The sequence below is a fragment of the Anabaena sp. WFMT genome (genome assembly GCF_051781005.1).
Taxonomy (GTDB): domain Bacteria; phylum Cyanobacteriota; class Cyanobacteriia; order Cyanobacteriales; family Nostocaceae; genus Anabaena.
Window position 1 is genome coordinate 195867 of the sequence record NZ_JBPWOA010000019.1, and the last position, 14608, is coordinate 210474.

13 protein-coding genes and 1 tRNA gene are annotated in these 14608 nt (G+C 40.5%); 8 read left to right on the plus strand and 6 right to left on the minus strand.

The annotated features are described in order from the left end of the window. Positions 1 to 4: 4 nt before the first annotated feature. The gene (locus ACSQ6I_RS12415) at positions 5 to 1051 is read right to left on the minus strand and encodes an ABC transporter permease (protein ID WP_438890628.1); all 1047 of its coding nucleotides are present in this window, start codon (positions 1049 to 1051) and stop codon (positions 5 to 7) included. 177 nt (positions 1052 to 1228) lie between these two features. After that, positions 1229 to 1747, minus strand: coding sequence for an adenine phosphoribosyltransferase (locus ACSQ6I_RS12420; protein ID WP_438890629.1), 519 nt, complete (start codon positions 1745 to 1747; stop codon positions 1229 to 1231). A gap of 483 nt (positions 1748 to 2230) precedes the next feature. Here ACSQ6I_RS12420 and ACSQ6I_RS12425 point away from each other — a divergent pair, with 483 nt between their 5' ends. Together ACSQ6I_RS12425 and ACSQ6I_RS12430 are read left to right on the plus strand one after the other, a co-directional pair. Next, a complete protein-coding gene (locus tag ACSQ6I_RS12425; RefSeq protein ID WP_438890630.1) occupies positions 2231 to 2878 on the plus strand; it encodes a DUF3038 domain-containing protein in 648 nt (215 codons plus the stop codon). After that, positions 2875 to 4293, plus strand: a complete 1419-nt coding sequence (locus ACSQ6I_RS12430) for a DUF4335 domain-containing protein (protein ID WP_438890631.1) — start codon at positions 2875 to 2877, stop codon at positions 4291 to 4293. Before ACSQ6I_RS12425 ends, ACSQ6I_RS12430 begins: the two co-directional genes overlap by 4 nt. A 289-nt stretch (positions 4294 to 4582) precedes the next feature. On the opposite strand, the gene ACSQ6I_RS12435 is transcribed toward ACSQ6I_RS12430, so the two are convergent. Beyond that, positions 4583 to 6853, minus strand: coding sequence for a transglycosylase domain-containing protein (locus ACSQ6I_RS12435; RefSeq protein ID WP_438890632.1), 2271 nt, complete (start codon positions 6851 to 6853; stop codon positions 4583 to 4585). 443 nt (positions 6854 to 7296) lie between these two features. Between ACSQ6I_RS12435 and ACSQ6I_RS12440 the strand changes: the two genes are divergently transcribed. Beyond that, on the plus strand, positions 7297 to 7773 hold the full coding sequence (locus tag ACSQ6I_RS12440; RefSeq protein WP_438890633.1) for a hypothetical protein: 477 nt from the start codon (positions 7297 to 7299) through the stop codon (positions 7771 to 7773). Positions 7774 to 7998: 225 nt separating this feature from the next. Here the strand turns inward: ACSQ6I_RS12440 and lspA are convergent, their stop codons facing one another. After that, positions 7999 to 8469 carry a signal peptidase II gene (lspA, locus tag ACSQ6I_RS12445; RefSeq protein WP_438890634.1) on the minus strand — a complete coding sequence of 157 codons (471 nt, stop codon included), beginning with the start codon at positions 8467 to 8469 and terminating at the stop codon, positions 7999 to 8001. A 60-nt stretch (positions 8470 to 8529) separates the two neighbouring features. Then, positions 8530 to 9117 carry a biotin transporter BioY gene (locus ACSQ6I_RS12450; RefSeq protein WP_438890635.1) on the minus strand — a complete coding sequence of 196 codons (588 nt, stop codon included), beginning with the start codon at positions 9115 to 9117 and terminating at the stop codon, positions 8530 to 8532. Between the two features lie 385 nt (positions 9118 to 9502). Between ACSQ6I_RS12450 and pstS the strand changes: the two genes are divergently transcribed. The 5 genes from pstS to ACSQ6I_RS12475 all read left to right on the plus strand — a co-directional run bounded on the left by pstS (position 9503) and on the right by ACSQ6I_RS12475 (position 14492). Continuing rightward, positions 9503 to 10678 (plus strand): phosphate ABC transporter substrate-binding protein PstS, encoded by a 1176-nt coding sequence (gene pstS, locus ACSQ6I_RS12455; RefSeq protein ID WP_438890636.1) that lies wholly within the window; start codon positions 9503 to 9505, stop codon positions 10676 to 10678. Positions 10679 to 10914: 236 nt separating this feature from the next. Continuing rightward, the gene (pstC, locus tag ACSQ6I_RS12460) at positions 10915 to 11865 is read left to right on the plus strand and encodes a phosphate ABC transporter permease subunit PstC (protein ID WP_438890637.1); all 951 of its coding nucleotides are present in this window, start codon (positions 10915 to 10917) and stop codon (positions 11863 to 11865) included. 15 nt (positions 11866 to 11880) lie between these two features. Next, on the plus strand, positions 11881 to 12762 hold the full coding sequence (pstA, locus tag ACSQ6I_RS12465) for a phosphate ABC transporter permease PstA (protein WP_438890638.1): 882 nt from the start codon (positions 11881 to 11883) through the stop codon (positions 12760 to 12762). Between the two features lie 59 nt (positions 12763 to 12821). Further along, complete coding sequence (gene pstB, locus ACSQ6I_RS12470) at positions 12822 to 13628, plus strand: phosphate ABC transporter ATP-binding protein PstB (RefSeq protein WP_438890639.1); 807 nt, start codon at positions 12822 to 12824, stop codon at positions 13626 to 13628. Between the two features lie 300 nt (positions 13629 to 13928). Further along, a complete protein-coding gene (locus tag ACSQ6I_RS12475) occupies positions 13929 to 14492 on the plus strand; it encodes a transposase (RefSeq protein WP_438890640.1) in 564 nt (187 codons plus the stop codon). 28 nt (positions 14493 to 14520) lie between these two features. Here ACSQ6I_RS12475 and ACSQ6I_RS12480 read toward each other — a convergent pair. Beyond that, positions 14521 to 14591 (minus strand) — tRNA-Gly (locus tag ACSQ6I_RS12480). Positions 14592 to 14608 lie beyond the last annotated feature (17 nt).

Here is a 14608-nt window from a genome sequence, read left to right on the forward strand (position 1 = left end):
CGGACTAATTCAAATCTTCTAATTTGATTCTTGGATCTGCTGCTTTTAACATTAAGTCAGCAATTAAATTACCGATAATCAATAAGATTGCACTCATTACTAAGCTGGCCATTACTAAATATTGATCTTTTGCTAAAACAGCTTGTAAAGTCAACTTCCCTAAACCTGGCCAATTGAAGAAATTTTCTGTAATAAATGCACCACTTAATAAACCTGCTAATTCAAATCCTAATAAAGTAATTAAGGGGTTAATGGCATTCCGCAATGCATGAACATAAATAACGCGGTTTTCTGGTAGTCCTTTAGCGCGTGCTGTTTGAATATAGTCCTGACGTAATACATCCAATAGTTGACCACGCATGATGCGTTGTAACCCGGCAAAACTGGTGATACTTAGGGCAATTAACGGTAAAATCATATGCCAACCGATATCTACTATTTTACCCAATCCTGTGAGTTCAGCGTGATCGATGCTGGTCATGTTACCCACTGGGAATAATGGGGTGGTTATTTGGGCGAAGAATAATAGAAATAAGGCAGTAATAAAACTAGGGAATCCTTGTCCAGCATAGCTTAAAACCTGCAAAATCTTGTCTGTGGGGCGATTTTGCTTAACAGCAGCAAGTGTACCCAAGGGAATAGCGATCGCCCAAGTTACAATTAAAGATGCGATCGCTAATAACAATGTCGCTGGTACTCTTTCCCATAACAACGACGATACAGAACGTTGGTAAACAAAACTTGTCCCAAAATCACCCCTAGTAATAATTTGTTTCAACCAAAACACAAACTGTTCTGGCCAAGACTTGTCTAAGCCAAATTGTTGTCGTATTTCATCAATCCTTTCTGGTGAAATTTTTGGATTTTGTCTCAATGTATCCACGTAATCCCCCGGAGACAACTTCATGATAAAAAACGACAAAGCCGACGCTAAAAAAATCGTTAACAGCGCCTGCAATAATCTTTTGATTACATAAATAAAAGTCTCACTTGTCACTAGTCTCACTAGTGCATTACGAGTTGTCTCCAGGGAAATTTTCGTAGATGTCATAATTTGCCAGTAATCACTTATTGAAAACCAATGACTAATAATTAACAATCAGAATTCAGGAGTAAGAATTCAATTCCGAATTCTGTGCAAATGGTGGATGTAGCTTGCTTCTCCGCAGGAGTATAAACGGGTTTAATTCCCCCACTAACTTATTCTGACTCCTGACTCCTTCTAATTTCAATATTCAACCAAGGAAATAATCGGTACATCAGGCAGATGTTTCCGCCCTTGCAAATCCCGTAGCTCGATAATAAACCCAAACCCCACAAGTTCGCAGCCAATCTTCTGTACCAACTTAGCCGTTGCACTTGCAGTTCCACCCGTAGCAATCAAATCGTCTACAATCAAAACCCTACTACCTGGTTGTAAAGCGTCCTGATGCACTTCCAAGCTGTCTGTACCATACTCTAGTTCATAATCAATACTATGAACTGCCCCTGGTAACTTTCCTTTTTTGCGGACAGGAATAAAACCAGATCCTAATTTATAAGCTAAAGGTGCGCCGAAAATGAACCCCCGCGACTCCATTCCCACAACACAATCAACCTGAAATTCAGATTCAATACATTTTTGTGTTAAAAAGTCAATAGTATAGCGTAAACCCTCTGGATCACGCAGTAAGGTGGTAATATCCCTAAATAAAATTCCTGGCTGAGGAAAATCTGGTATGTCACGAATCAGAGACTTTAAATCCATAAAACAGTGATTAGGTAGTTGGTAATGGGTAATTGGCTTCCGCCGTGAGCGTCAGCGGCTCGAGTGAGCCTTCCCTGCGGGACGCTACGCGAATGCCGAACTCCGAACGGTAATGGGTAATTGGTTAAGAGTGTTTTCTAGCCTCTGCTTTCGAGTCCCCAGTGTCCAATCCCCGAATCCAGATACCTGAAAAATCGTACACTATAATGTCATACGCTGGGGATTGAGGCTTGGTTTCGTCACTTGTTGAGAATAACTTAAAATTTCATCCCAGCTGATGTATCTTGGCTACTAACCTTAAACAAGTAGGTGATCTAATGGTTTAAAACTTTCATGACAGTATAGGGAAATATTTGAGTAACGAAAGTAAGTATTGTATATATTGAGATGCTCATGTCACCACCAGCCTAAGTGCTGGTTTGGCTATCTATCTTAAATTTTGTTTCACTCAGTTTGTTGGCAGCGCACAAGGTATTTTAGAGAATGAATGTTTCCGCAAGTTTAACGCCGTTTGATAGTCCAATTCCTGAGGCAATGCCCATGATTTTGGATACTTTACCAGATCCAGCGATGCCTACGGCAAGCTTCGCTAACGCTGGACAGGGATGCCCTCGCAGAACTGCTTTGCAAATAGACCTCATGTTACTTGCTATTGAAGCCTTAGAGCTTGGCGGTTCTGAAGCTATCCTCGCTTTTGCCCAAGAGTTAGACCTGACAGGAATTATTAAAAATCGGGTAAACTTATGGCGAATGAGAGCTTCTAACCCCTTACGAAGAGCGCATATCCGCCGCCCTTTAAGTATCATAGAAGCGAAAGCTTTAGTAGTGATTGCTTGCTACATAGCCCGACGCTTAACAGTTGTCATCCGTCAGTTACTAATGATATATCAGCAATTGTCTGAAAAACAGATTCCACTAGAACAAAATCTACGTCTAGCTAATTACCTAGAAAGGTTTAGAGCGCATTTTAAAAGCCGGATGAATTCCAGACGTTCTGTTTTATTAACCCTCAACTCTGATGAAAAATTAGATGAACTGGCTATAGATTTATTAGGAAAATTACTATTCTGCACCGGTACAGCTGGAATGCAGCGTTTCTGGATTTCTCTTTTTGACGGTGAAGTAGAATGAATATTCAACGTAAATACAGTTTACCTAATTGCACGCTGCTCTTAGAAGGGTTAAGTGATGTCACACTATCTGGTCACTTTCAAGAACTGCGCCCAGAGCTATCTATATTGGTCAATGCAGAATGCTATTTATCTAGTTATACTCAGCCCATAGCCGGAGGGCGGGAATTTTTTGAAAGCTTGGTGAGAGCAGTAAGTGCCTATGCTCAAGAATTCTTAAGTAATGTACCCAACCCCCAAGCACATAACCATGAATCAGAGTTAGTAGAGTTGCAAAAAATTGATAGCAATCGACACAAGTTGATTGTGCATTCAGAAATTGCTGCCGAAGGTTTTGAGTCTAAATCAAATGATCTTAAACAGCCATTGATTCAAGTTGATTTGAATACTGTGCAGTTGTTTGATTTAGTTGAAGCGGTAGATCAGTTTTTTGCTGACACCCAAACGTTGCCCGAATTATCACTGGAACTACAACCTGTCACCAGACGTTATGGTGGTGCTAGTCAAGCGGTATTAAAACAAGCAGTACCAGCGACAGTAGGATTATCAACTTTAGCCGTAGCTGCGATCGCTTTTAGCTTAATTCCTCCTCCCCAAGTACGTCCACCAGAACCAAAGCCAGAGGAACAGTCTAGTACCACAACACCCACAGCTTCACCTACAACCACAGCCTCGAACACACCAACTACAACACCAACAGCCTCAGCCTCACCGACAGCAGTTATTAAAGATTTAGAAGCACTTCTAAATTCAGTTCCAGAGATTACAGATCCATCCCAGCTACGCGCATTGAATCGCCAAGTTTATAACCAAATTCACCCAGCTTGGAATAATCGTTCTGAATTGACAGAGAATTTAATCTATCGTTTGGGTGTAGCTGCTGATGGCAGTATCGTCGGTTATAAAGCTGTAAACAAAGGGTCAAATGAAGCAGTAGACAAAACCCCACTACCAAATCTACTATACAATCCTGCTAACCGTAATATTGCTAACGAACGCATCGCCCAATTCCGAGTAGTCTTTACTAAACAAGGCATCTTAGAAGTCAGTCCTTGGTTGGGATATGCTAGAAAACCAGAGGTAATCGGCGAAAAAATCAATGACACTAATACAGTCAAAGATTTAAACCAAAAGCTTTATAATACAATTCGCCAAAATTGGAGCGTTACACCTACGTTTAACAAAGATTTGAAATATCGGGTAGCGGTAAACAAAATTGGTGTAATTGCTGATTATGAACCACTCAACCAAGTAGCCTTTGACTTTTTTCGAGAAACACCCTTACCACAGATGTTCCAATCCGTATATGGATCAAATGCTGCCGCTCCTAATAACAAAGAAGCCCTAGCTCACTTCCAAGTAGTATTCAAATCTAACGGTACATTGGAAGTTAATCCTTGGCAAGGATACAGATAATAATTCGTAATTACTAATTCGTAATTCGTAATTGAAAGATTAATTAGGGCTTGCTGAATAAACATGAAAAGATTACAGGTAAAGGGTTTGAGTCGTTTTTAGGTAAAAAAGTGCAAGCTTTTAAGAGGTGTAAACTTAAAAACCTTGCATTTAATTCCTACGCAAAGGAAAAATCGTTCCCATCTAACTCTTGAAACTGTTAAGAGTTCCCTATTCCCTGTTCCCTGTCTCCACGAAAAGACTTTTTCAGCAACCCCTAATTACGAATTATCAATTACTAATTACGAATTTATTTTGTGATTCTCCCCATATAATTTCCCCATAACTGAGCGGCTTGAGCGCTGCTACCAGATGTGGGGGAATTATTGTCATTACCTAACCAAATACCAGTTACAAGTTGCCGACTAGGAATAAAACCAATAAACCACAAGTCTACGTTTTTATCAGTTGTACCAGTTTTACCGCCTTCACCCAGTCCCAGGGAAGCACTGCGGCCAGTACCCCTAGTGATGACACCACGCATTAATCTCACCATCTCATCAGCAACTCCTGGCTTCAGCACTCGCCTGTTGCCATCTGGATCTTGGTCGAAGGAATAGATAACACGACAGGTTTTTAAATCCTGACGATCTTCACAATCGCTACTGTCTAAAATCCTACTAATGGCATGAGGAGGATTCCACACACCACGATTGCTAATAGCACCAAAAGCACCAGTCATTTCTAAAACATTGACGACACTTTGACCTAGAACTAAACCAGGAACTGGATCAAGTGACGATTGTACCCCTAGACGCTTGGCCATATCCACTACTTTATTTAATCCAACTTCTCTGGCAACCCTTAAAGCAATGGGGTTTTCAGAGAGAGCCAAACCGGTAGCTATATCTAAACTACCACCACCACCAGACCGGCATGGCCTGTAGGTAAAACCTTGCCAAGGAAAAGAAGCGCAAGAATAACTTCTGGATGATGATATTCCTTGTTCAAGTGCAGCAGTGTAAGCAAAAATCTTGAAAGTGGAACCAGGTTGTCTTTTAGCTTGAGTAGCACGATTAAACTGACTTGTTCTGTAATCAACTCCCCCTACCATTGCCAAGATACTGCCACTTCTGGAGTCCAGAGTTACCATACCTCCTTGTGAAAACCGAAAGCTTGAACCTGCGTTACTAACTGAATTTCGTAGTGCTGATTCTGCCTGGGCTTGAATTGCTGGATCTAACTGGGTTTCGATGATATAGTTGCCCTCTCTTGCGGCTCCTTCCCCTAAAATTGATTCCAGTTCTTGAAAGACGTAATTGTAAAAGTAAGGGGCAATTGTCTGAGCTTGCCTTTCGCAAACTTTGGGACTAACTTGGACGGTAGATCGTCTGGCGCGATTGGCTTCTTCTGGGCTAATTTTGCCCATTTCCAGCATTCGTTTAATCACGCGGTTGCGGTAATCAGCTGCGCCTAGCTTCTTTGGTCCATCTCCACAAAAATCGAAGGCGTTGGGAGCAGGTAAGATGCCTACCAGGGTTGCTGCTTCTGAAAGAGTTAATTCTTTAGCTGACTTCTCAAAGTAATATTTAGAAGCATCCTCAAAGCCGGATGTATCCCCCCCCAAAAATACCCGATTTAAGTAAGTGAGTAAGATTTCATCTTTGCTGTAAAAGGTTTCTAGCTTCAGCGAGACAATTGCTTCCCTCACTTTACGCCCCAAAGAATCTTGTCTACCTACATAATCGCGGAATAAACTGCGGGCAGTTTGCTGGGTAACAGTACTAGCGCCTTGTTGGACATCTCCTGAGCGGCTATTGATGAGTACGGCTCGCAAAACTCCTAAAGGGTCAACCCCAAAGTGCCAATAATAACGACTATCTTCGGAAGCTACGACAGCGGCAGGTAAATAAGGGCCAAACTCTGATAACTGTTTCAGGTCTACGTGAGCAATATTCCGAGGCTCTCGGAGTGGTGTAGAGCCATCACGGGCATAAACAATTACAGGGGCTTGTGTCGCTGTCGGTAGGGGTTTGACAGTAAATTTAGTCCATTCAACACCAATTCCTAGCGCCAATAAAGCGCTGACACTGCCAACACCATAAAACCCCCAAGTCGCTGCTTTGATATACCAGGCTGGAGGATCGACGTATTGTAATCGGACTGAGGCTGCCAGTTCTGGTGGACCCAGGGTAAAAACATCACCATGACGCAGTTCGAGAGAAGTGACTCGTCGCTTGCCAAGATAAATGCCATTGGTGGAATTTTCGTCTTTGATGGTGAAAATTGGAGTTCGTTGGCTGGAATCGCGGGATAGGGACAGGTGAATTTGACTAACTACTGGGTTGCGGACAACTATATCGGAGGATTTGGAGCTACGACCGAGAATATAGCGATCGCCTAATAAGGGGTATATTTCCGCTTTATCCGCTCCCGCATCCTGCACCCAGAGTTCCGGTACTTTGGCATTAGGCTTGAGCGCCAGTTTGGAAAAATCAACCCTAGCTTGAATAGTATTTACTGCTTGAGTCAGTTGACCAAGTAAAGTTTGTGGCTTTTGAGGAGGCTGCGGGAAACTCATCGGCTATATCACATCACATCTATATAGTGAAGACAAAATCGTAGGGATCGCAATTTTAATGCTAGTCTGACACCATTTTACTCACAAGCCAAAAATAAATTGATCGTACTGAATTTTTTATGTGGCTGATTATACAAACGGCTATCTAGCTGGCAAAATTAACTGGTGATTTTTTGCACTAGTCTATATATATATATATTCTTGCTACTCCAATCAAATGCTTATTTTATCTGAAAAAGCTAGTCGCATACATTCAACTACTATATTTATTTTTGTATTGCTAAAAACTACTATGAAATTAACAAAAGTTTTAAATGTTACCTCTACTCAAGATATGTACCATTTTTCCCAAAATTTTACATCTTCATTTAGGCAGATTTTGTCCAATAAATTGTCTGATTTAATTAGCGAAGTGTTCCGTTGACCTTGAGGTTAATTTCAGAATGAAGGGAAAATCTCTGACCTTAATTGGTACAGCCATAACTTTGGCATTTACCAGTAATGTTGCTATGGCTGAATCCAGTAAATCCCTGTTCACCGAATCGAGTAACTCATCTATTAGTTCGCCAACGGAAATTAAAATGTCACCAGAAGGGATGAAAATTCTCTGTGAATATTTCCCTCTGAATTCCCGTTGTCCAGGTGGTATACCGCTTAATGCCAATGTCCCTTCTTTTGTTCCAGCAGTAGAAACTAGTCCTGGTGAAAACAACGTTAATCCTGGTACAAATATAGTACCAGAAACACAAATTTCCCCAGAGTCTGATAATTCTAGTCAATCAACTCCCGCACCAGAAAGCCCTTCTTCACTTGAATTTGGTAATTCAGGTAGCAGTAGTGAACAAAAGGGAGGTGTCTCTAACCAAGCCCCCGCAACTATTGTGCCACAAACTCCTGCATCTGATATTCGCACTCCTTAATGAACAAGTCTCGCTACGTTCATTTGTTCAACTAAGGGATTGTTAACACACTTGTATTAAAAAATAATCTCTATCACTAAATCAGCGGATTTTTGACATTCAAAAATTCAATGGGATTAGCGATAGAGATTTAAATTGTTGAGCTTGTTAGCAGTGGGATATCAAACTTTTAAAACAGTTTAATCAACTTGAGGATGTTTGATTTGAGAGTAGTTTATGTTAAGTTCATCTCCGATGAGAAGTTGGTGTTTGTGGCAACGAGGCAATTAACAAACAAACAATACCAATACTAATAAAAGAATCTGCCATATTAAATACAGCAAAGTTAATTAGGCGAAAGTCAAGAAAATCAACTACGTAGCCTAAGAAAAATCTATCAATACCATTACCCATCGCTCCACCTAAAATCAAACCATAACCCAACTGCTCCCAAAGAGTTAAGACTGGGCCTAGCGATGCGATCGCTATCAATACTAAACTTACTCCTAAGGATAGCCAGCGCAACCACTCTACTCTTCCACTTAACAGACTAAAAGCTGCACCAGTGTTTGTAACATAAGTAAAGTGAAATATCCCTGGCAGTAATGGTAGTGTTTGTCCTAAAGCAAAGTTTCTCACTACCCAATATTTTGTTAGTTGGTCTAGAAAAAAAGCGAACAAGGCAGAAATCCAAAAGAGGCGATTTTTTAAACGCATGGTAAATTAGTCATTAGTCATTAGTCATTAGTCATTGGTCATTTGACAGACCACTAGTGACTAATAAAACATTATATGTCTTAGCACATAAGCTACTATGGTGACGGCACAAACTACAACTAATTGTCCTGGTAGTGAAAACCAGGAATATTTCAGAATTGCTTGTATTAAAGGTAAATTTTCTGCACCTCTGCCAGAAAAAAGATAGCTGATCATCAAATAAGCAATACCGCAGATGTGTACTGTTAATAAGCCACAAAAGCAACTAAAAGTCAGTGTTTCTAAACGAGGTCTAGCTTTAAAGGCGAAATAACCACAAATCCAAGCGCCCGGAATAAAGCCCAGGAGATAGCCAAACTGAGAAAGCTTAACATAACCGATACCGCCTCCTTCGGAAAATACAGGCAATAAGGTTAATCCCATAACCAAATAAGCAATTTGTGAAAGCGCACCAGCATTTTTGCCTCCTAAACAACCTACCAATAGCACTGCGCCAATTTGATAGCTAACACCTAATGAAAAAGTTTTAATTCCTTGCTGACTCCAACTCCAAGGAAAGGTAGTGCCATAGGCTTCTAGGAACGTGCCACCCATTGTCAGGAGTAAGCCAATCATGGACCAAAGTAATTGATTGGAAGCAGCAAACATTTATCAGGCAACAGGGAAAAGGCTAAAGAAAAAACTAACAGCCATCAGTATAAGCTAACGGTACTAAATCTAGGTTTTAGATATCCTAACTGTTTTCTAAAACTATAAATCTACCACGTTCTGTAATCAATTTAGATATATTTAAGGTAACTTGATTAAAAAAATAAATATCGAGAAAAAATTACCAGTAATTATTATGAAAAGTTTACGGACAATTGGTATAATATATGTCACATATTAGTAAGGCAAATTTTCATTATTCGTTTGTAAAAACAAAGAATTATTGGTTTATTAACCTTTTGTTTACCTTTTGTTTACCTTGAGGCGAATCATTTAGAGGTATCTTAGAGGCGCTCATCTGCCAATTTACAAAATTTTGACAACAATGCTATTACGTCTAATTCCAGTAAAGAATAATTGTCTTAAGGCTTCAGCAACCGTATTATCACTGGCAATAGGTTTAGCTGCCTGTGGCGGAGATTCAACGCCAGACACTGCAAATACTGATACTTCTGGGACTACTCAAAATACTACTGCTTCTAGTCCAGCTAAACTGGATCTTGGTGGAAATATTACCTTAACTGGTGCAGGTGCAACTTTTCCAGCGCCATTGTATGCAAGTTGGTTTGCTGATTTAAACAAAAAGTATCCGAATTTGCAAGTTAGCTATCAGTCAGTGGGTAGCGGTGCTGGTGTTGAGCAATTCGTCCAAGGTACTGTAGACTTTGGTGCCAGTGATGTAGCAATGAGTGATGAAGAAATCGCTAAAGTCCCCCAGGATAAAGGCGTAATTTTACTACCTGTGAGTGCTGGGAGTATTGTTCTGGCATACAACTTGCCAGACGTTGCTGAGATCAAACTACCACGAACAGTTTATACTGATATATTGCTAGGTAAAATCAAGTCATGGGATGATCCAGCGATCGCTAAAGCTAACCCTGAAGCAAAGCTGCCCAAACAACCAATCACTGTTGTATATCGTGCTGATGGTAGTGGGACTACAGGTGTGTTCACAAAACACATGAGTGCTATTAGCCCAGAGTGGAAAACTAAAGTTGGCGAAGGTAAAAGCGTAAACTGGCCTGTGGGAGTTGGCGCTAAAGGAAATGAAGGTGTAACAGCACAAATTCAACAAACTCAAGGTTCTATTGGTTACATTGAGTATGGCTACGCCAAACAAAATAATATTAAGTTTGCGGCTTTAGAAAATAAAGCAGGCAAATTTATTTCTGATAATGAGGTGTCAGCTTCTAAAACCCTGGAAGCCGTAACTCTACCAGCAAATCTCCGCGCTTTTATTGCTGATCCTGAAGGTGAAGAGTCATATCCTATTGTTAGCTACACTTGGATTCTGGCTTATAAAAAGTACTCTGATGCCGCTAAAGCTAAGGCTGTTGAAGCAACAATTGAGTACGCTTTGACTGAAGGACAAAAACTTGCTCCCGAATTAGGTTATGTTCCTTTACCCCCAAATGTAGCGGCTAAGGTTGCTGCTGCTGCTGACCAAATCAGTCCTGACTATAAAATTGCTGTTGGTAATGGTACTAGTGCAAGTAAGTAGTATCTTTCTACCGTCTGTCCCCAAAACTCAAATACTAATTTAATTAACCAATCAGTTGGGAACCCTGATTAGCTGGTGTCTCAGATGCAAAAAACGACGAAGCAATAATTAGGGCTTGCTGTAGTCACTAATATCAGCACAGCTTTGATTGCTTAGTGGGTTCATACTCAGTACTTTCTTCTTAAGTCTGGTTCCCTCTCACATTTTTTCTGATTTGATTTTTTCAGTCAGTATTTATGACTACAAATTTTCAGAATATGCCATCAGCGATTAAACAGCGCTCGGAAATAGACAAATCTCTAGATCAGGGATTTATTTGGTTGACAGGGATTTTTGCTCTAGCGATCGCTGGCGCTTTATTATGGATCACTGCACAGGTGGCTATTGGGGCTTGGCCTGCCATTCAAGAGTTTGGTTTTGGCTTTTTATTTAAAACCACTTGGAACCCTGTAAATAATGAATATGGGGTGCTGCCACAAGTCTATGGCACTCTCATTAGTTCTTTTCTAGGTTTGTTATTAGCTATACCTATTGGTGTCGGTACTGCTGTTTTACTAAGTGAAAATTTTCTACCTGCTCCGGTGCGGGTGGTACTGGTATTTTTAGTAGAACTACTAGCAGCTATTCCTAGTGTTGTCTACGGAGTATGGGGCATTTTTGTTTTAGTCCCGATTTTAGCTAATTTGGGAAAATGGCTACATAATACCTTGGGCTGGATACCATTTTTTAGCACCCCACCCACAGGGCCAGGAATGCTACCGGCTGGAGTGATATTAGCAATTATGACTTTGCCAATTATCACTGCTATCTCCCGTGATGCTTTAATTTCTGTACCCTCCAGTCTACGTCAAGCAGCTATCGGACTAGGAGCAACCCGTTGGGAGACAATTTTTCAAGTTATCATCCCCGCTGCCTTTTCTGGCATTGTCAGTGCGGTGATGTTGGCACTTGGTAGAGCAATGGGAGAAACAATGGCTGTAACAATGTTGATTGGTAATTCTAACAACATTAATATTTCCTTACTCGCTCCATCTAATACAATTTCGTCTCTACTGGCCAGCCAATTTTCTGAAGCCAGTGGGTTACAAATTTCAGCTTTAATGTACGCTGCTTTAGTTCTGTTTTTCCTAACGCTGGTAGTGAATGTTTTGGCAGAGTTTATTGTTCTCCGGGTTAAGCGACTGTAGTTTTAGGTTGAATTTATGACTTCTTCTTTTCCCCAAAGCAGCCTGACTCGCTCCCCTTCCTCTCCCCGAACAATGTTCAACACGGTGATGACCGTAGTTGCATTTATTTGTGGAGTATTGGCGCTGCTACCTCTGGTGGCTGTTCTTTCTTATGTATTGTTTAAAGGTTTTAGCAGTTTAAATCTCAGTGTGTTTACAGAATTGCCACCAGCGCCTCTGAGAAAGGGAGGAGGTTTTGGTAATGCCATTTTGGGAACCCTATTCATGGTGGGAATTGGTGCATTAATCAGCATTCCTTTTGGTGTATTAGCGGCAATTTATTTAACAGAGTTTAGCTCTAGTAAAGTAGCTAGGTGGATACGTTTTGCTACTAATATTCTGAGTGGAGTTCCCTCAATTATTGCAGGGGTATTTGCCTATGGGATTGTAGTTTTGACATTAGTCAAGCTGAACTTAGGATCTTACTCAGCTTTCGGTGGTGGGTTTGCGTTGGCAATTTTGATGTTACCCACGATCGTGCGAACCACAGACGAAGCTCTACAGTTGGTTTCTCAAGATTTGCGGCAAGCATCTGTGGGGTTAGGAGCTACTAAGTTTCAAACGGTCATACAAGTAGTTTTACCAGCAGCTTTACCAGCCATTGTAACTGGTTCTACTTTAGCGATCGCTAGAGCATCTGGAGAAACAGCACCTTTACTGTTTACTGCTCTGTTTTCCTCTTTTTGGCCTAGTGGCTTATTGCAACCGACAGCTTCTCTTGCTGTTTTAGTTTATAACTTTGCTGTTTCACCTTTTCAAAATTGGCAGTCATTAGCTTGGGCTGCTTCTTTAATATTGGTTTTGATGGTTCTGATTACTAGTATCATCGCTCGCTGGGCAACAAGGCAAAAAGCTTAACAAAATACTTCAACAGGATGAGTGATCATCCTAATTATCTCATTATCTCTAAACTTTTTATGGCTACTAACACTAGTACAATCAACGGGACTGATGCGATTTTACGTACAGAAAACCTGAATATTTACTACGGTAACTTCCTTGCTGTACAGAATGTTTGGCTAGATATCCCCAAAAATAAGGCTACAGCTTTCATTGGACCTTCAGGCTGTGGTAAGAGTACATTACTTCGATGCTATAACCGTCTTAACGATTTAATTGAATCGTTTCGAGCCGAAGGTAAAATTTATTTTGGTGATAATAATTTGTATGCACCAGATATTGATCCGGTAGAAGTACGTCGTCGGATTGGTATGGTGTTTCAAAGGCCAAACCCTTTTCCTAAATCAATTTTTGACAACATTACTTTTGGAGCTAAAATCAACGGCTACAAAGGTGATATGAATGAATTGGTAGAACGCAGTTTGCGACAAGCTGCTTTGTGGGATGAAGTCAAAGATAAACTTAAACAAAGTGGTTTGTCTCTATCCGGTGGACAACAACAACGTTTATGTATTGCCAGAGCGATCGCAGTTCAACCAGAAGTTATACTCATGGATGAACCATGTTCTGCTCTTGACCCCATCTCTACTTTGCGGGTTGAAGAACTAATTCACGAACTCAAAGAACATTACACCATCGTTATCGTTACCCACAATATGCAACAAGCAGCACGGGTTTCTGATAAAACAGCCTTCTTTAACGTTAAAACCTCTGATAAAGGTAGTCGCACAGGCTATTTAGTCGAATACGAAGAGACAGAATTAATTTTCAACAATCCACAGCAAGAAGATACAAAAGCTTACATCAGCGGTAGATTTGGTTAATTATTATAGTTCTGTCACAGTTTTGATCTGTATGTGACAGATATCTCTTAAAAATAATCCATATCTACCTATCACTGGAAATTTTGTACAGTGATATTTTTTTAACTAAATTTCCCACCCATGATTTATACGAAATTGATATGAAGTTTTATAGAATAATGATTTGGCATTGTTGCGATTTGAAAGTAGTAGGGGTGGGGTTTCCCCGCCCTTGGAATAACTTGGAATAACTTGGAATAACCGACCCTTTACCTGCGCCATAATATCCCAAAACCCTAAAATCAACGCTCCACATCCAGCATGAAATATAACCCCAAAATCCACCATCGCCAATCAACACGCCTACGGGGTTATGATTATTCACAACCAGGAGCATATTTCATCACCATTTGTACCCAACACCGTGAATGTAATTTAGGCGAAATCATCAACGATGAAATGAAGTTCACAGTCAGGGGTTTTATTGTCCATAAATTTTGGTTAAAAATCCCCCATCATTTTCCTAATGTTGAATTAGATCAATTTGTTGTTATGCCTAATCACGTTCATGGAATTATTGTGATTAATGATGAATTGTTGGATGTAAACGATTATATAAAAGAGGGCGGGGAGACCCCGCCCCTACGGAAGAAAACGACATTGGGACAAATAATTGCGTATTACAAATATCAAACAACAAAAATAATTAATAAAATTGATGATACTCTTGGACTGCGTATATGGCAACGCAATTATTACGATCGCATTATCGATCATCAAAAAATTTTAGACATCGCTCGTCAATACATCGTTAAAAACCCTTTGCGTTGGGATAAAGATCCAAACAACCCCTGTAGGGGCGGGGTCTCCCCATCCTTGGAATAACCGCCTTTTTGTCCTTAATTATTCTCAAAGCGGGTGGCGGGAATCGAACCCGCATTATTAGCTTGGAAGGCTAAAGTTTTACCACTAAACTACACCCGCATATTTCCAGCTAAATA

Bases quoted from the DNA above. Each gene is read 5' to 3' on its own strand.
- ACSQ6I_RS12415 (WP_438890628.1), bottom strand. From the start codon at position 1,051: ATGACATCTACGAAAATTTCCCTGGAGACAACTCGTAATGCACTAGTG.
- ACSQ6I_RS12420 (WP_438890629.1), bottom strand. From the start codon at position 1,747: ATGGATTTAAAGTCTCTGATTCGTGACATACCAGATTTTCCTCAGCCA.
- ACSQ6I_RS12425 (WP_438890630.1), top strand. From the start codon at position 2,231: ATGAATGTTTCCGCAAGTTTAACGCCGTTTGATAGTCCAATTCCTGAG.
- ACSQ6I_RS12430 (WP_438890631.1), top strand. From the start codon at position 2,875: ATGAATATTCAACGTAAATACAGTTTACCTAATTGCACGCTGCTCTTA.
- ACSQ6I_RS12435 (WP_438890632.1), bottom strand. From the start codon at position 6,853: ATGAGTTTCCCGCAGCCTCCTCAAAAGCCACAAACTTTACTTGGTCAA.
- ACSQ6I_RS12440 (WP_438890633.1), top strand. From the start codon at position 7,297: ATGAAGGGAAAATCTCTGACCTTAATTGGTACAGCCATAACTTTGGCA.
- lspA (WP_438890634.1), bottom strand. From the start codon at position 8,469: ATGCGTTTAAAAAATCGCCTCTTTTGGATTTCTGCCTTGTTCGCTTTT.
- ACSQ6I_RS12450 (WP_438890635.1), bottom strand. From the start codon at position 9,117: ATGTTTGCTGCTTCCAATCAATTACTTTGGTCCATGATTGGCTTACTC.
- pstS (WP_438890636.1), top strand. From the start codon at position 9,503: ATGCTATTACGTCTAATTCCAGTAAAGAATAATTGTCTTAAGGCTTCA.
- pstC (WP_438890637.1), top strand. From the start codon at position 10,915: ATGACTACAAATTTTCAGAATATGCCATCAGCGATTAAACAGCGCTCG.
- pstA (WP_438890638.1), top strand. From the start codon at position 11,881: ATGACTTCTTCTTTTCCCCAAAGCAGCCTGACTCGCTCCCCTTCCTCT.
- pstB (WP_438890639.1), top strand. From the start codon at position 12,822: ATGGCTACTAACACTAGTACAATCAACGGGACTGATGCGATTTTACGT.
- ACSQ6I_RS12475 (WP_438890640.1), top strand. From the start codon at position 13,929: ATGAAATATAACCCCAAAATCCACCATCGCCAATCAACACGCCTACGG.